The organism is Bradyrhizobium sp. MI1.11 (assembly GCF_055811255.1).
This window is the reverse complement of sequence record NZ_JBVVPM010000081.1, coordinates 1-16612: the sequence shown is the minus strand read 5'-3', so window position 1 is coordinate 16612 and position 16612 is coordinate 1. Positions and strand designations below refer to the sequence as shown.

Genomic DNA, 16612 nt, shown 5'->3' with positions numbered 1-16612 from the left:
GCGAGCTCTGGCGAGAACGGCCTTACAGCTCATCATCATATCAGCCGCGGGGACGACCCTGCCACGAACGGAGGATCGCCATGACCTGGAGCATTTTGTTGGTCGCCAGCCTGCTGGAGGTCGCTTGGGCAATCGGCATCAAATATACCGAGGGCTTTACCAAGCTCGTTCCGTCCGTGCTCACGCTCGCGGCCATGGCCGGTAGCGTGATCCTGCTCGGCCTTGCTCTGAAGACGCTGCCCATTGGAACTGCCTATGCGGTCTGGACCGGTATTGGTGCGGTCGGCACCGCAGCGCTTGGCATCATCCTGTTCGGGGAGCTGGCCGCCGCGTTTCGCCTTGCCAGCATCGGACTGATCGTCGCCGGCATTGTTGGGCTGGAGCTCGTGTCCTGACAAAAACATCGATAGCATTGACCCCCACCAGGTCAGCGCCGCAACGATGGCCAATGCCGGCACCGTGATTGACCAGGCATGGACAATTGGGCTGGCCGCGTTCCAGCGGCACTGCCGTTGGGCGCGGCGCCGACATTGGCGGTGGTGGAGTGGCCGAGCAAACTCACCATGAACCAGATGCCGATGCAGGCCCTCTGGGCCGAGACCTGCTGGCCGCGACCCTCAGTCTCGCAATGCGAAAGCCCATATCGCGGACGATACGCCAGCCGCCCATCAGGGTCCCCACCGCCATCGCGTTTGGCACGATAGCACCACCCAGAACGGCACGAACAATTCGCTGCCGAGATCACCGTGCGAATAGAACAGCAATCGACCCCCAGCTATACGGCTGATCTCCGGACGGTGGCAAAGAAAGGTCGCTTGCCGGGTTCATGCGTTGCCTGGTCTGCAGAGCAGGCAGGGGACAAGATGCATCACAGAACGATAATCGGCAGATCGTGTTCGTTTGCTCCGAACTGCTTCCGACCATCCCGCGTCGGCTCCACCAGGAATTGCCGACCCGGTTCAATTCTTACATCGGATCAATCAGGTGAGCTTGCGATCTCTGACTCAGCTCAGCTCAGCTCAGCTCAGCGCCTCGAAATTTCCGGGTGTGACTTCATTGTGTCCGTCCTTGTAAAGAAGCTGGATCACCTAATCTCTTTCGCAGGAGCGTTCACAGAACTCATCGACGGGCGGTGCCGGCGCGCGGCATGCGATTCGTGTTCGACCTCAGATCCGCGACAACATCGCGAGCGAAGAAAACGCCGGAAGTTTGCATCGCGTCCGTCGGCACAGAGTCTGCAAACAACGAGGGCGTGGAAGCGATAGCGGCTCAAGCTTCGTTGTGAAAGGCGCGCACGTCGTGTTCGGGAGGCGACATGCGATCTGGCGTTCTTGTTCGGGTCGTAGCAGCAGTTGCGCTCGTCACATGCGGTGTTGCTCATTCGGCGGATCTCGAGCCAGTGGTGAGCGACCCATGCTGTTTCCAGCCGTATAAACAGTCGTATCGTCCTCTCTGGCATTGTTGTGATCGGCGCCTGCAAGGCAGGTCCACACGTCTTTGTCACCGAAAACGCACGTGTTGTGTTACGCCTGTTACCCGCACGGCCAAACGCTGGCCTACGTCGGAGCAGCCCTGGCTTGGAAAGGCAATCGCGGCCGATACTGCCAACAGCAGCGAAGTCCGAGAAGGGACCTATGTGGCCTTCCCGCGGCAAAGGCCGCAATTCGACTACCATCGTTTCGATGGCATCCTCGGAGCCGGCGTTGAGCAAGCGCTCATACCTGATTGGTCCGTCAGATTTGAGTGCGAGTATATGCGTTTTGGCTGGACGGCATCTGGCGACCTCTGGAAATCAAGCTGGGAGCTCGGGGCATACCAAAACCTGAAACTTAGAGTCGAGTGCAGTGGAGGTAGGCTGGCTTCCAAGCAACATTGGTGTTGCCTACCTTGCCCAGTGGTTCCTTGAACACCACTGGCCTTCTTTCTTTCCGCTTAACCTCTACCCGGCGGAATCTGATTGTTGTTTCCGTGCCACGCTTTGCCTTGTTAGGACCCGGAGAACCCGTCATTCTTCTGAGGCGAATGCGGCCCTCTTTCGAACTCAAAAGGCGGCGCCTTGGCAGGACCGCGAGTCCATGGTTCTCAAGACTCACGGCCGAGATGGTGTCGTTGCTGCGGAGCTCGCGACTTTGTGTCCTGCGCCGTTGGCGCTTACGAGAGTTTGAGACCATCTTACTCCCTTGATGGTTGGGGGCGGTGGTGAGCTTGACTCACTTCCGATCGACGCCAGCTCGCCCGTGACTGCCACCTCACGCGGAGCCGATTCTCGCAGAGTCTGGTGTGGGGAAGGATGTGCATTCGCGTCATCAGAGCAGTCGGCTGGCCCACCACCTAACCGAATGCACGCTCGATATAACCGAGGTACGGCAAAGCTGCCCGCCCATAAGCCCAGTCCGGCACGATCGGCCGCGCGTTGCGCAGCGTGGTATCGTCCCCTCGAATATCGCGTCCAATCGAGCACGAGACCGTTACGCACCAACCATTCTCCGAGATCGGTGCCATCAGCTGAACAGGTCGCCATCGTCCGTCCACACTCATCCTCCAGGGCTGACAGGCAACTGACTTCGCGATTTGCAATGAAGCCTTCAAGATCGCTCGCGGTCCTGAGGCCACATAGATATAGATTGCCGTTGATATCTCGGCACATTTGAGTCTTGTCCGGCGCATCTATGCCCCAGAGCCGAACGCGTGTCCCGTGAATTTCAAGGCTGTCGGTGCTGATGACCTTTGCCGGCCCCGTCAGCTCGCCGGCCAACACGATGGTGCACAATGCGAGCATGGTCAACACCACGATCAATCCATGCATGGCGATCTTCTTTGTCGAACTGCGAACATTCCGGCCGAGTGCAGCAGAGCATGGGCAAGCGCCAAAGGCGCTCCATCGCAGCAGTGCTTAGGAGGGAGCTAATGTTCCACAGGCAAGCTCGTTCGACGGATGAATCCTCTTTTATCAGCAGCGCAAGACGCCCGCGTTCAACCTCGCCCGCGATGCTCTGCGACCAGGCTGCTGCGCTGACCGCATCCGGCCTTTGCTCCACGTCGTTACGGCAATCCGCCTCGGCCGCATCGCGCACCAGCAGGTCGAACTCGGTAGTTTGCGTCCGCTGATCAGCGACCAAGCCGGTGCAGACAGCCGGCCGCAAGTCGGCGAATATGATTTCCCGGTCGCCTTGTGCGGAATGAGCATAAGCTCGGCCACCGATCTTGGCATGTAACGCCTTCAAATCGACCGGCGTCTCGGCCGATGTCTTGTCATGCCCAAACACGCCGGCGGCGCCCTCCAGGAGCTGGTTTTTCCAGATCGTGATCTGGTTCGGATGAACATCAAACAGTTGCGCCAGCTCCGCCAGCGTCTTGTCGCCTTTGACCGCAGCCAAAGCAACCTTCGCCTTGAATGCCGGAGAATGCGTCCGGCGGCTCTTCTTCGTCATCTTCGCTCCTGATTCGCGGCAAGAATCCTCGCCGCTGTCAGGCAGAAAATCCACTCAAGCTACTGTCCGAATTTGCCGGGCCAGCTCTCCCCGCGACCTCACAGAACCCTCAAGATTCCGTCGAATCGCCAGTCATGATTCCGTGGCCGCATCGGAGGTGGCGATGCGACCGAAGAAGCACAGGACGACGGGATCGGGCGATCTGTTCCGGGCCAGGCTGGACCAGATCATCAACATGAAGCACGAGCTGGTTCAGCTCGCCGGCAAGGTCGATTGGGACTGGATCGACGGCGAGATCGCGCCGCTCTATAGCGAGAACGGCCGGCCGGGCATCGCGACCCGCTTCGTGATCGGGCTGCTCCTGCTCAAGCACATTTATGGCCTGTCCGATGAGGGGGTGTGCGAGCGCCGGGTCCACGACCCGTATTTCCAGTACTTCACCGGCCAAGAGTTCTTCCAGCACGCGTTCCCGCACGAGCGCTCGGACCTGAGCCACTGGCGCAAGCGGCTCGGCGACAAGCTGGAGCTGTTGCTGGCCGAGAGCCTGAGGGTAGCGCACGAGGCCGGCGCGTTGCGCAGCCAGGACCTCAAGCGGGTCACGGTCGATACCACCGTGCAGCCGAAGGCCATCACCTTCCCGACCGATGCCAAGCTGCTGCACGCGGCGATCAAGGGGCTCAACCGCCTGGCGAGGAAGCACGGGGGCAGGTTGCGGCAGTCCTATCTTCGCATCGCCAAGACCGCGGCAATGATGGCGGGGCGCTACGCCCATGCCAAGCAATTCAAGCGGCATCAGCGGCAGTTGCGCATCCTGCGCAGCCGGCTGGGCCGGATCATCCGCGATATCCGCCGCAAGATCGAAGGGCAGGCGGTTCTCGAGAACGCGTTCGCCCTCCCGCTCAGCCGGCTTCGCAGATCCGCTTGCAGCAGCAGCGCCAGCGCGGCTGGAAGCTTTACTCCTTCCACGCCCCGGAGGTGGAGTGCATCGGCAAGGGCAAGGCAGCCGCGCCTTACGAGTTCGGTGTCAAAGCCTCCATCGTCACCAACAACCGCCGTGCTCCCGGTGGCCTGTTCGTGCTGCACGCCAGGGCGCTGCCCGACAACCCGTACGACGGTCATACCTTGCGCGACGTCATCGACCGCACCGAGACGCTCACCGGCTGTGCGATCGAGCGGGCCTACGTCGACAAGGGATATCGCGGCCACGACGCACAGAATCCCCGTCGCGTCTTCATTTCGGGTCAAAAGCGCGGCGTCTTCGGTGTCATCAAGCGCGAGCTACGCCGCCGCTCCGCCATCGAACCCATCATCGGGCACCTGAAGAGCGATGGTCACCTCGGCCGCTGCTACCTCAAAGGCCGCGCAGGAGACGCCGCCAACGTCATCCTCTCCGCCGTCGGCCACAACTTCCGCCGCATCCTCGCCTGGCTCAGGGCTCTTTGGTGCCTGATCCTGACCGCCCTCATCGCTGCTGCCAGCGACCGATCACCGCCTCAACCGGCTTTTTAACGGACGACTCCAAACAACCGGGGCCAGCTCTTTTCCTCACGGACGACGAGGTCGATCGATGGGTTGAGTGGTTGAGTCGCCCCATCGACGGCACCGGCAATCGTGTTCAGCATCGGCGGACGAAAATGTCATTCGGCCGCCCTGAACGACCGAGAAAGGCCGTGTAGCTCACGGGGCCGATCATAAAACATGTCTCCGGCTGAAATGCGCTCGGCAGCACCTCATTCGAGCGCATTCCCTCGATGAGAAGCGGTGTCGCGCTTTGATCGCCGTGCTGCCAGTTTGGGGCGTACATTGCCAGATTTTGCCAGGGCGTGTACGCCGGATTCAAAGTCTGATCCCGAGGCGGTTGGCTCGACTGACTTGCGGGTGGCCAATACCCGGTTGATTGTCCCCGTTGTGCAGGATCCGGCGTCATAGCGTCGATGGCCAATTGGCGGACCAGATCTATTCCCCGGCGAAACTCGGACGAGCTTGGCAGCGAGGCGGACACTCGCTGAAACTCCTCTGGCTCGACGGAGACAGGCGACGCGCCAGGTTGACCTTCGGCCTGTCGAGAGCCGCTCGCTCCGGAAGCACCCGCCGCGACGCTCTCGCCGGGGCGCGTCAACATCTTTAGCCAGGAACCTTTTCGAAACCGCATAAAAATGTTAAGCGCGTTCATATAGCGCGGACTCTCCAGCTGGTAGGACCAAGCCCGCAAGAACGCGTCGTCTGCTCTAATCGTCTGTCCCTCGAGCGCGAGCCCCGTCGCCATGTTACGAAGACAAAACAGGCGATCTCGCAGAGTCGCCGGGGCCAGGTCAGACTTTTGAGCGGCTTCCCTGAACAGGTCTTCGAGGTAGTTCAGGTCGTCGAGAAGCCAGGGAGGGTAATTTTCTTCGAGTTCTCTCGGGAGGCGGCGCGCTACTTCCCGCGGCTGCGCCGCTTCCTCAGGTGGCCTCGGCTGCTCAGCTTGCTGCTGTTGGTACGCCACCCACCACGCTTCATCGAAAGGATCGAACTGGCTTGGGTGGAATGCATCAAATTTTTGTTTGTCGTCCATGTGAACCCCCGTTGGCATTTTTCCAGTCCACTGACGAGCAAGAGCTTGCCCTTCAGTCAATCGTTTGTGTGCGCAGCAGGGTCTCGAGCCGGTGCCGACCGTCGTCGATCGGGCCGCACCACTCCCCGAACCGCTCCTGCACAACAACCTGGAATGAAGGATACCACAGTGGCGTGCCTTCCGCCTGAGCCCAATACCAGGGATAACCGCGCGGAACAAAGACGACCCCGGGAATGCCAAGCGCTCCGGCGATATGGACGGCGAAGCTGTCGGGTCCAACCACGGCGTCGAGATTGGCGATCGCTGCGATGAATTCCGCAGGCTGCTCGATATGCACACCAATATCGATCGGACGGCTCCAACGCTTCATGTCGTGGCGTCGCGCGTCGGTCATCAAGCTGACCGGCGTCACCGAATCAGTAAGCACGGCGGCTATCTGCTCCATCGATAGGCCGAGAGCGCCGCCCTCCCACACAATGCCAACCCAAGGCCTTGGGAAGGCAGCCAATGCATCCCGCCACTTCGCTGACAGCTCGGCCTGAGGGCGCAGGTAGGGAATGCCAACGGCAATGTTCCGCGCGTCCTTCGATAGAATGCGCAATAACGATTGCAGCGGCGTAGCGGACACCCCTGGCGTCGGCTCGTCGAGAATGACTCGTTCGGCTAGATTCGTAAGAAGAGCCTGGTAAGGTGGCTCCGCGACTACACGCACTTCTTGCTGGCTCGTCGGCCGACGCAAGAGACGAGCAAGTGCTACGAATTCAAGGACGCCAGTCCTTGGTGGCACGACTACTCGCGTCACAACTCGCAACGCGTCCGGTTCGGGTCTCGGGAAGCGACCGAGCGTCAGTTCAAGTGCGGTCGCGAGAGAGTTGGCCGCTTCATCGTCGGGTTGGACGCGCGAGAGGTGACTGACGAGCCGTAGCGCTTCATCAAACCGCCCAACAAACTGCAAAATTTTGGCCAGAAGAAGCACAGCAGAAGGGTGCGATTTGTTCGCGCGTACGAAGGTCGTAAGCTCCGCAATTCCCCGTTCCTCCTCGCCATTGGCAATCATGACGCGGGCGAGAATTTCGCGCGCGCCAAGATGGATCGGTGCATAGGCGAGCAATCTTCTGCAGGTTATTTCCGCTTCCGCCCAAAGTCCCATCACGGCACGGCAATAAGCCAGATGCGAGAGCCCGGCCATGTCGAGCGGCGCGCGCAGATGAGCGCATTCCGCAACGTTGAGCGCTTCCTCGAAGCAGCCGCGTTCAATTAAGAGTACCGACAAATTCCGCAGCGTATCGGGATCTTTCGGAACAAGCTCCAGAGCGCGACGCAGTGCAATCTCCGCCGACGAGTAATCGCGCAAGCCGAGATCCAGGGTGCCAAGCTGAAGGAGGGCGCGCGCATTGCCCGGCTCGTCTTGGATAAGAGCGCTTATAATCGCGCGCGCTTCCGCGACATCACCTCGGCTCTGCAGCGCATGAGCTAGCGCGAGCTTGATTTCCTGGTTGCGGGGGGCGTGCGCCGCTGCGCGCTTGAGGCAAATAACCGCCTCGTCATACCTGCCGAGCATCTCATGGGCGATCCCGAGGTTCGTAGCAAGCCCGGCGTGATCGGGATGGCCTGTCGCCGCCTCCGCCAGGAGCTCGAACGCCAATTCCGCGCGTTGCCGTGCGAGCGCTAGTGTGGCCTTAGCATTAAGCGTATCGGGATCGCTGGTGGCGGCGACCTGCTCCAACAGCACCTCCGCTTCCTCGAGACGGCCGACCGCAATAAACTCCTGCGCCGCTTCAAGCCGGTCTTCTCGCGTCGGGCCGCGCATACCAATGATCGACATGCGCGTTATGCAACTGTCACGCGTTTGCCGTCGAGGCGAAGGTCCTCGCTTACAGCTATCACCTTGCTGTGGGCCATCTCGGAGGCGATACCGGTGACTCTAATGGCCTGGGTTTCGGTCTGCAATAAGTCGATCCGTTCGATGACCGCGATACGCTCGGTCGCCTTTACCACAAGTGAGCCGGCGCTCTCTTCCTGGATGCGCGCCGTGCATCGGACGTGGTCCGCGATCAACGTGTAGAGCTTTCCGATCCAGGTGCTCTTGTTCGCGAGCACGGTAAACAACTTAGCCTGTAGATCGATACTTTCGGCGCGCAAGGAAATACGCTGGTGCGCGGCGATTGTGATGGTCTCGCCATCCATGAACATGTCGCGACCGCCGGGTAAGCCGACTGTACCCCGACTGGAAGCCGTTCGCTCCAGCACGGTCACGACGAACGCTTGTTCCGCCTCACTGAACAGCAGCACCAGATCCTGTGGAATAGGGCGGACCAAGCAGCCTACAGCCACATTTGCAGTGTGACGAGCGCCAGCGACTTCGACCTTCACAGTGGCGCCATCACCGTCGACTGATACGACGCGGGCGCTTTGATGTCCCGGTTCAAGCAAGCGATCGACCGTCGCCAACATGTGTGTGTCTGCTGCACGAACCGTCTTCGTCATTCTTGCTCTCCAGCCGGCTACATGAAAATTATCGATTTCTTTTGTATAACCTCTACATCGCCGCTACTGGACATGATCTCTACCGCTCGACTCACAAGCTTTTGCTCTTCTGTTTTCAACTCTTCTTTGCTCATTGTTGCGTGCGATACGGACACGCTGACGTTGGCGATCTTTCCATCCCGGCCGACCACTTTCAAATCGTCGACGGGCGCGAGCTTGAAATCGCTTCTCCTGAGAATTTTGGTATCACTATCTGCTGACTTGAAATCGGGTCCAAAGACAGATTTGGCCGAGTTTCCGATCACTTGCTTGATCTCGTTTCCTTGGACAATATCAATTCTGTTGCCGACCGTTATCGAGTTAAAATCACTTAGATTGACGGAACATTCGCGGGAGACCTTGTACGTGAACTTTTCTCCGAGGAACATGGATACTTTGCGGGCTATCGTCAGCTTGGTAGTTGCGCCTCTCATGCAGGTGAATTTGGTGCCTTGGAAGAACTCCTGGGTGTTGCCCATCGTCTGCTTCTCTACGTCACCGGTGGTAGTTTCCGACTTGTTGCCTTTGTTGATTAAGTTGACGTGGTTCGAGGCCGTAAGCGTGATGTCGGCGGGCGTACCGTTAACGCCAGCAGTAATTGATATGCCGTTCTCGGCGGAGATCTCATAAGCGCCTTTCAAGACCTTATATTGGGAGTTGCCGTTCGTGACCTCCGTGGTCTGACCGCGACCGACTTTCATCAATGCGGCACCTTCGACGTTTGCCTGGAAGTCTGCATTGGTGAAGGCAAGCATGCCGGTGTTGTCGCTTTCATACTTATTTGTTCCAGCAAGGATCTCGTTGCCAGTCGTGGTCAATCCAGTGACGATCTTTGCCTCCTCCTCCGAATAAGAACCGAGGCGCAGATACGTTGATTTCGTTACGGGAGAGATCCGTGTTTCTGGAACGAACATTCGCGTGTAGGCATTTGGCACGGTCGACTCCCTAATGGTAGGACTGTCGGCGCCTAGCGCTGCGCCATGAAGCGGGTTTGAGAGGGTGATAGCGAAAATCCAAACGCGTTTGGGTTGGCTCCATTCTGCTTAGTGGGCATTCCCAGTTTGGTTGCCGGTGACCCGCCTATCGACAAATTATCGGAACCGGCCTTGGAACGTCCTGGGCCCATCACAAGGCCAGAGATGACGCCGAGGGCCACACCCGCATTGTCGCCAACCGATGCCGTGCGCTGGGTCGTCATGTTGTGGGCCGGCATGCACATGATAAGACAACGAGACTGCGTGGGAATAGCCGTCGTGTTCGTCGCGATGTTTGGATAGGGGGTAGGCACGATGGCGAGGCCGCATGGTGTGTTGCAGACGTCGGGAAAGCCGTGATCCTCCGCCGACATCGGGCCATTTGTATTGACAAAGGTCATCGTTTAGCACTCTCCTTTGAACGGCACGATGCGGCTCGCATCGTAGAGTTCGGCGACAGCGCGTTCAGGTACGGTTTGCAGGGCGCTGCCTTGCTGGGGCACGAGCAGACTGCCGTCAGTCGATGCGCAATGAAAGTCAGTGCGCAGAAAGCGCGAGCTGGAAAAGTCGCTGAGATCGACGTTGGCATGATGCATCAGCCCATACGACAAGTCGGCACCGGCAAATGAAACGGACATGGCCGATGCACCGGTGAAAACGGCCATTCCCAGTTGTGCGCCAGAGAGATCGCAGCCGTCGAGGCGCGCATGTGTGAAAACGCACTGCGTCAAATTGGCATTACGCAGCTGTGCCGCGCGCAGATCGGCCCGCGCGAACAGTGTGTTGGGGGCGGTCGCGTTGGACAGGTCGGCACCCACGAGGCTCGTGCCCATCAAAACCGAGCCGGAAAGGTCGACGCCGGACAGGTTTGTGCGATCGAGCTTGGCGCCGCTCAGGTTCGCTCGGGCAAGCATCAGCCCGGTGAGATCCCGCTCCGACAGGTCGCATTCCGAGAACACGATCGTGTCGCAACGCATTCCCGTCACCTGCGCACTACGCAAATCGGCTTGCGTGATGGCGACGTTCGTAAGCGTGGCGTTGTCGAGTACGATGTCGGCAAGCCCGCAATCCATCAAAGCGCTTTGAGATAGAATCGCGCCGCGCAGGACGGTGTTGGCCAAGATGCAACGCATGACTGTCGTCTGGGTAAACCGCGTCTCGCTGAAGTCGCTATGGCTCAAATCCGATGACATGAACGTCGACTGGGTGAAACCTGCTCGTCTCCAGTCAGATCCGCCAGCGCGGCAACTGACGAACGTGCATTTTTCGAAGCGAGCGTCGGCGAAGGAAGCAGCGTTGAAGTCGCAGTCTTGAAACATCATGCCAGTCAGGGAGGCACCTGTGAAGCTGCTGTTGCGAAAGGAGGAACTCAGCACAACCCCATCGTTCAGGCTCAGTCCAGATAGCATCTGGCCATCGAGGTGAGCTTCGCGGACCGGGAAACCATGGGCAATCGACTGCAATAGCAGATCAATCGACATGACGCGGGACCATCATAACGGTGCGACCGATATTGGCGTTGCTCAAATCGGCTGCGAGCAAAGCAGAGTCCATCAAGTCGGCACCAAAGAGATTTGCATGGCGCAGGCTAGCGCCGGTCAGATCGGCCTGATTGAGATGTGCCTCGAGCAGATTGGCGGCATAGAAGTCGGCACCGCGCAGATCGTTGCCGGTGAATACCGCGCCTTTCAGCGACGTCATTCGGAAGGAGGCGCGTGCGAGAGTCGACTTGCCAAAGTAAACACCGTTTAGTCGGGCCAGGGTGAAATCGCTGCCGCTGAGGTCGGCTGCCTGAAAGGAGAGCGCTTCGGCGCTGCTGCGGCCGAAGCGGGCGTCGCGAAGATCGATGTCGCCGATGAAGCTGACTTGGTCTAATTGGGCGCTGCTGAGATCGAGCTGGGGTGCTGCCACCCTGAGAAAGCAGGTTTGCTCGAGTCGCGCGGCAGCAAAGCTCGTGCCGGACAGCGATAGATCCAAGAATTGAGCCCGATGGAGGACGGCGTCCTCCCAAACGGTATTATCTAGAGTGGCTTGGATGAAGCAGCATTGATCTAGCTGTGCAGAGCGGAACGTTGCCCCGATCATCGGCACCTGCAACACTTGCAACTCGATAAGACGCGCTCGGTCGAAGGATGCGCCCGCCATGCGCGCGCCAAGAAGATTGGCGCGTACAAGCAGGCTGCCCGCAAAGCGCGTTCCGCGGCAGTCGGCTTCACCAAGATTCGTTTCGGTCAGGTCGGTGGTGCTTAAATCAGCGTTGACGAGCGCCGCGCCTGATAGCGTGGCTTTCTTGAATGTGGCGCCCGCGAGATCGGTCCCGTTTAGCTTCGCGCATTCAAGAAAGGCACCGGAGAAGTCCGCGTTCGTGAATCGTCGCCCGGAGAGGTCGGCGCCGGCCAGGTCGCGTCCGGCGACAATGCCGCCGCGCCGAAATTCCTCTTCCACTAGATCCCCCAGCGCCCGTGCGACAGCTGGCGCCAGCATCGTTTCTGGTCTGAGCGGCTTCGGTGAGGCAAGCCTGGCCGCGGCCATGCCGGCAGCCAACTGACCTTCCGCTTGGTCGATCTCGGTCCGCAGAGCAGTCAGTGCCTTCGTAGAGCCCGTGTTGGCGGCGGCGATCGCTGCTTCGGGTCCATCGGCGGTTGCCGTTTGATGCGTTGCACTCAAGGCCTCGAATGGCGAACGCTCATCGGCGGCTAGCTCAGGAAGCAGTTTTTTGAGCGCAGCTTCTGCATCGGCGAAGCCGGTCCGCAGACGTGCTGTGGCATCAGACGGTGTACCGGCCCTCTCGATCTTCGCCAGTAACTCGTCAATCGATAGGCGCGGCGGCGCCTCTGGCCTGACGCTGCGCTCGTTTTCCGGCAGTACAAGCGCCGGAATATCGGGAACTGAAAAGTCGTCGTCGGAGATGGCGTTGCGTATCGGCTCGAGCGGCCGTCCAGGCGCCAGGTTAAAGAAACGAGCATGCGCAAGCTCCAGTTTGTTTTGCTCGTCCAGCGGCTGCTGTGCGGCGCCGATCAGGTTGCTGCGCCAGTTCCGCGCGCGCGTGAGCCTGTCTTCGATCGCGCCTGGCAGGTCCGGATCAATGTCCACCGGCAGCGGCAGATCTTCCTGTAGGCCCGCGTCCATCGACTGCGCGGCATCCATGTTGCTGATTGCGGCGAGCAAGGCGTCGATATCGTTCGCTGTGGCGGTTCCGTCGGCAATCCTTTCATAGGCCGTGCGTGCGGGTTCGTATTGAGCAGCGAGCTTGTCGACGTCCGATTCCGCCTTCTCCTGTACGTTCTCCAAGACGTCGAGAGTCTCGGCCAAATCAATTTCGCCACTCTCTAGTTCTTCAGGCAACAGTTCCGGAATCCTAGAGGGTTCGGTGGATGGTATCTCGATCGCAGGACGCAACGAAGGTGCAAGATCAATTCGCGTGAGTTCCTGATCGAGCGCCCACCGCATGGAGGCCAGCTGCCGCTCTGTACGCTGTTCGGTCAGTTGGCGCCGCCGCGCTGCACGGCGCTCGCGTTCGGCAGCCGAATGCTGAGGGGTGAGTTGATGTTCCGAAAAGGCATAGCGTGCGGCCGTTTTCGGCGCGAGCCGCAACTGCCGGACCGTTAGATAATGATCTAACGGACGCGCAGGCTCGCTTTGTCGCTCGTAGGCGACCGTAATGTCACCAACGTCGCTGCCGTCCAATTCTTGCACGGTGATCGCGGTGCGGTAGATCATGACGCCGCGGCGGGCGCCAGCGAACAGCCACAGGGTATCAATGCGCGTCTGCAGTTCCGTGACGGCACGCGCCGCATCGGTCCAGCCGATGAAGCAGCGCACGCGAAACGCCGGCAGACTGCCTTCAATCAATGGATGGTCCGCGCAGAAGTTCTGCAGCGCGTAGTGTTCTCCGCCGCATATAAAGCCGGTCATGCGCTGGTCTGGCGGAGCGAACAGAAAAAGGCGCGGATCAGCGTCCGTCGCCATAGCCGGTGCAACTGACTTCAGCCACCTGGCGTCATAGCTCCCCGCGTATTGTAGGCGCTCCCTATCATCAAGCGCCATTGGTCCGAAGGCTGCAGGCGGTGCGCTTGTCTCGATGAACTGAATCGCGTGCTCGGGGCTTTCCACGTTGGGCAGGGCCACCAGTTCGCCGGCCATGCTGCGGCGAAGAGCCTCGTGACCAACGCCGACGCGGTTGGCGGCGTAGCCTGGCCCGCCGAAAGCGCGTTGCCGTGTCAACGGCATTTGCGCGAAGCGTTGCACGGCTGTCGGCCGCCAGCCGGTGGCTGCCATCTGCCAATAGCGGTCGCCCGTCACCAGAAGGTGTTTCTGCATCGACCCGAAAGTCCAGCCCACCATCATGCGCTCGGTCGACTGCCCTTCTGGTGCCGCTGCATGTCCGCCGATGAGCACTTCCGCTTGCGGCTTGGGCATGCCGATGTCGAGAGGGTTGCCGGGCGGAAGCTCCTTCGCTGCCATGATCCAGAGTTCCTGCTCGCTCTCCAGACGGTCCGCGCCCGGGTTGGCCAAGTCGAACATTGCGAAAACGGAAACGATGAGGCTTGCCCCTGGCGGACGGCGCTCGCATTTCGTCAAAAGACCCAATGTGCGTGGCTTTATAAAAATGGGCATGATATCCGCCGAAACATTGTCGCTTCCTAGCCATATTTCTCAAACGTGGCGGACTTTCGGTTCACCCATACGGACGCGTCTTCCTGTCACATACCAAATCAGGTGGGGCAGCCAAGTCGGCACAGCGCGGTTGGAAGTCCGAACTGCAGTAGTGTGATCGAGAAAGCCGCGAGTTGCTATGCGGGGCCTCATCGCTCGGAAGCCGCTCGCGCGACCAGATGGAAGACTGCGTCGGGGCTTGCGGCGATTGCCGAAAAGGACAAGAACCTTCAGTTTGCAGAAACGGGGCGCTTCGCTGTCCTTGGAAATGTGCTTTCTGGAGACGAAGCTAGGCAATAACCACATTGCGTCGGCCGCCCGTCATTTGAGCCGACACGCGGTGCCGCGACATCCAAGTAGCAAGACCGAATGCCTGAGCGCGCGCGTCATTTTGACGTTCATCTTTCTTGAGACGATGATGAAGCCATATCTATTGAACAAAAGGGTAACGGCAGATCAGCCGAGCTATCGCCAAATTTTGGTAACGGCCGGGCCGGTCAGGCGGCGGCGGTTTTGGGCTGACGGTCGGTCGGCTTGGCAATGACCTCGATCCCATTGTTGAATGTCACACCGAGAACGAGTTTTGGCAACTGGTTATGACCGTCGAGACGACGCCAATTTTTCTGGGCGCCCTCGACCAGTTTGAAGACCATCGCGAGCGCAGTCTTGTTGGATAGACAGCCCTTCGATCGGATCGTGCGGTGGCGAAGGTGCTTTCAATGGGGTTGGTAACCGGTATAAGATGTTCGGCTGCGGTTTTCAAGATCGTGGCGTATGGTGCGACCATCCGGGACAGAGGCACCGGGAGCACGAAGGTGTGGGCAGGCCGATGCGTACGATGAGCTGCGAGCTCGAGTTAGTAGCTGGCCGCCTCTACGACTAGTAGTTCACCACAGTGATTTTGACGTTTTGATGCCGAGCCATTCGAGGATCGGCAAGCTTTCGGGCGGCACGAGGATTTCGATGCTTCTGGGGACGCCGGGTTGACGTCGGATGAAGCCGTTTCGTTCGAGGGTGACAATCATCTGGTGGACCGAAGGCGGGCTGACGCGGAAGTGGCGCTGAATGTCGGCTTCGGCGGGTGGAATCCGAACATGTAGGCGTAGGTGTGGATGAAGGCCAGGTAATGTCCCTGCTTCTCGATGAAGTGCGCGCCTGATTTTTGACTCATCGCTGGATTCGTCCCGGCCTCCGACAAGGAGGCAAAGCATGAATGTACGTTATCGGGTCGAATTGAGCCAAGCCGAGCGCGATGAACTGACGGCGATGCTCGGTGGCGGCAAACACGCCGCCCGCAAGCTGAAGCGGGCGCAGATTTTGCTGGCGGCCGATAGGGGCGGCCGCGACGAGGAGATTGCCCGGACCGTGAGAGTCAGCCTCTCCACCGTCGGCCGGACCAAGCGCCGCTTCGTGGAAGGCAATCTGGAGCGGGCCTTGAGCGAGGAGCCGCGTCCGGGCGAAGAGCGCAAGCTGACCGGCAAGGAGGAGGCCCTGCTGGTGGCGACCGCATGCGCCAAGCCGCCCGCCGGCCACAAACGCTGGACGCTGACGCTTCTGGCCGACACGATCGTCAAGCTCACCGATCACGACAGCCTGTCGGGCGAGACCGTGCGCCGCCGGCTGGCCGAGAACGATCTCAAGCCATGGCGCAGGGACATGTGGTGCATTCCTCATGTGTCACGGCTGAAGAAGAAACTCTCGAAAGCACTTATGCGTGCAGCGCCGAAAAGAACCGGCTGATCTTGCCGGTGGTGCATGACGTCAAATATGAAATCACTGATTTGCAACAGCGAGTGTCCGCGCTCGCTCAGACTTGCCCTTACACCTTCCTACCTCAGTGACGACTTAAAACGGGTATGATAAACCGGATCAAGCCGCTCAGAAAGTTTGCTAGTGGCTGCCTGGTCTAAACTTCGGTTGCATGATGCCCAGGACCGGTCGTTCAACCCACTCGGGCGGTTAAGCTGCTTAGGACAACACCCGCCGCGCCTCAGGTCGTTGACTGAGGCCACAAGGCGCTTCGGCAGTTTGGGGGTCTTTCCGCCGACACCACCGACGCATGCCGAGCGATCTCAGCAACGGAGGCGTCGACCACGATTGCGTGGCGCCGCTAGCGTAATCGTAGGCGGGATCGCTGGCGACATCCCGAGCGACACCGGGCGCCCCATTGGACCGCTAAATTCAGCAGAGCGATCTGCGCTCCCGTGTCGTGCGCCTGTGTCTCTCTATTGTGGAAAATCGGGAAGTAGTAGCGTCGCATAGTCGGAGCCCTCGTCCTTTGGTCGCGAGCATGCCCGCCCACATCTCGGCGGTTCCTCACCTGTCAAAAACGACAGGGTCCGTGCGACAGTGGCGCTAGCAGACGGGCTCGCGGTTGCCGCCCCTCGCGGCAATACCTCTCGCGTTCGAGCACATTCTGAGGCAGCAAGCCTTACGTATTGAAATCCGATAGCTACCCCTGGTAGTTTCCA

The 16612-nt window shown here is 59.8% G+C and carries 11 protein-coding genes and 5 pseudogenes; 3 read left to right on the top strand and 13 right to left on the bottom strand.

Features of this window, described 5'->3' with window-relative positions:
• Positions 1-80: 80 nt before the first annotated feature.
• Complete coding sequence (sugE, locus tag AC0L30_RS39490; RefSeq protein ID WP_473406511.1) at positions 81-395, top strand: quaternary ammonium compound efflux SMR transporter SugE; 315 nt, start codon at positions 81-83, stop codon at positions 393-395.
• A 222-nt stretch (positions 396-617) separates the two neighbouring features.
• Here the strand turns inward: sugE and AC0L30_RS39485 are convergent.
• The 3 genes and pseudogenes from AC0L30_RS39485 to AC0L30_RS39475 form a co-directional block, all read right to left on the bottom strand.
• A pseudogene (locus AC0L30_RS39485) lies at positions 618-764 on the bottom strand (inorganic phosphate transporter); the annotation flags it as partial.
• A 1325-nt stretch (positions 765-2089) separates the two neighbouring features.
• The gene (locus AC0L30_RS39480) at positions 2090-2779 is read right to left on the bottom strand and encodes a thermonuclease family protein (RefSeq protein WP_473406517.1); all 690 of its coding nucleotides are present in this window, start codon (positions 2777-2779) and stop codon (positions 2090-2092) included.
• A 418-nt stretch (positions 2780-3197) separates the two neighbouring features.
• A pseudogene (locus AC0L30_RS39475) lies at positions 3198-3431 on the bottom strand (IS3 family transposase); the annotation flags it as partial.
• A 163-nt stretch (positions 3432-3594) separates the two neighbouring features.
• Here AC0L30_RS39475 and AC0L30_RS39470 point away from each other — a divergent pair.
• Positions 3595-4940, top strand: a pseudogene (locus AC0L30_RS39470) (IS5 family transposase).
• A gap of 106 nt (positions 4941-5046) precedes the next feature.
• Here the strand turns inward: AC0L30_RS39470 and AC0L30_RS39465 are convergent.
• The 10 genes and pseudogenes from AC0L30_RS39465 to AC0L30_RS39420 form a co-directional block, all read right to left on the bottom strand.
• A complete protein-coding gene (locus AC0L30_RS39465; protein WP_473406510.1) occupies positions 5047-5985 on the bottom strand; it encodes a hypothetical protein in 939 nt (312 codons plus the stop codon).
• A gap of 52 nt (positions 5986-6037) precedes the next feature.
• Entirely contained in the window at positions 6038-7810 is a 1773-nt protein-coding gene (locus AC0L30_RS39460; protein ID WP_473406509.1) for a tetratricopeptide repeat protein, read from the bottom strand.
• Between the two features lie 5 nt (positions 7811-7815).
• Positions 7816-8472, bottom strand: a complete 657-nt coding sequence (locus tag AC0L30_RS39455) for a DUF3540 domain-containing protein (RefSeq protein WP_473406508.1) — start codon at positions 8470-8472, stop codon at positions 7816-7818.
• Positions 8473-8489: 17 nt separating this feature from the next.
• Complete coding sequence (locus AC0L30_RS39450; protein WP_473406507.1) at positions 8490-9446, bottom strand: hypothetical protein; 957 nt, start codon at positions 9444-9446, stop codon at positions 8490-8492.
• 32 nt (positions 9447-9478) lie between these two features.
• Entirely contained in the window at positions 9479-9886 is a 408-nt protein-coding gene (locus tag AC0L30_RS39445) for a DUF4150 domain-containing protein (protein ID WP_473406506.1), read from the bottom strand.
• Between the two features lie 3 nt (positions 9887-9889).
• Positions 9890-10966, bottom strand: a complete 1077-nt coding sequence (locus AC0L30_RS39440) for a pentapeptide repeat-containing protein (protein WP_473406505.1) — start codon at positions 10964-10966, stop codon at positions 9890-9892.
• Positions 10956-14102, bottom strand: a complete 3147-nt coding sequence (locus AC0L30_RS39435) for a DUF2169 family type VI secretion system accessory protein (RefSeq protein WP_473406504.1) — start codon at positions 14100-14102, stop codon at positions 10956-10958. The genes AC0L30_RS39440 and AC0L30_RS39435 overlap by 11 nt, the downstream gene beginning before the upstream one ends.
• A gap of 536 nt (positions 14103-14638) precedes the next feature.
• Positions 14639-14874: pseudogene (locus tag AC0L30_RS39430) on the bottom strand (IS256 family transposase); the annotation flags it as partial.
• Positions 14875-15028: 154 nt separating this feature from the next.
• Complete coding sequence (locus AC0L30_RS39425) at positions 15029-15208, bottom strand: LexA family protein (RefSeq protein ID WP_473406516.1); 180 nt, start codon at positions 15206-15208, stop codon at positions 15029-15031.
• Complete coding sequence (locus AC0L30_RS39420; protein ID WP_473406518.1) at positions 15163-15312, bottom strand: hypothetical protein; 150 nt, start codon at positions 15310-15312, stop codon at positions 15163-15165. Before AC0L30_RS39420 ends, AC0L30_RS39425 begins: the two co-directional genes overlap by 46 nt.
• A gap of 38 nt (positions 15313-15350) precedes the next feature.
• Here AC0L30_RS39420 and AC0L30_RS39415 point away from each other — a divergent pair.
• A pseudogene (locus AC0L30_RS39415) lies at positions 15351-15818 on the top strand (helix-turn-helix domain-containing protein); the annotation flags it as partial.
• Positions 15819-16612: the final 794 nt, after the last annotated feature.

What these genes read in the sequence shown, in the direction of transcription:
- AC0L30_RS39440 (WP_473406505.1), bottom strand. Translation starts at nt 10,966, where the DNA reads ATGTCGATTGATCTGCTATTGCAGTCGATTGCCCATGGTTTCCCGGTC.
- AC0L30_RS39435 (WP_473406504.1), bottom strand. Translation starts at nt 14,102, where the DNA reads ATGCCCATTTTTATAAAGCCACGCACATTGGGTCTTTTGACGAAATGC.
- sugE (WP_473406511.1), top strand. Translation starts at nt 81, where the DNA reads ATGACCTGGAGCATTTTGTTGGTCGCCAGCCTGCTGGAGGTCGCTTGG.
- AC0L30_RS39420 (WP_473406518.1), bottom strand. Translation starts at nt 15,312, where the DNA reads ATGAGTCAAAAATCAGGCGCGCACTTCATCGAGAAGCAGGGACATTAC.
- AC0L30_RS39465 (WP_473406510.1), bottom strand. Translation starts at nt 5,985, where the DNA reads ATGGACGACAAACAAAAATTTGATGCATTCCACCCAAGCCAGTTCGAT.
- AC0L30_RS39480 (WP_473406517.1), bottom strand. Translation starts at nt 2,779, where the DNA reads ATGCTCGCATTGTGCACCATCGTGTTGGCCGGCGAGCTGACGGGGCCG.
- AC0L30_RS39445 (WP_473406506.1), bottom strand. Translation starts at nt 9,886, where the DNA reads ATGACCTTTGTCAATACAAATGGCCCGATGTCGGCGGAGGATCACGGC.
- AC0L30_RS39460 (WP_473406509.1), bottom strand. Translation starts at nt 7,810, where the DNA reads ATGTCGATCATTGGTATGCGCGGCCCGACGCGAGAAGACCGGCTTGAA.
- AC0L30_RS39455 (WP_473406508.1), bottom strand. Translation starts at nt 8,472, where the DNA reads ATGACGAAGACGGTTCGTGCAGCAGACACACACATGTTGGCGACGGTC.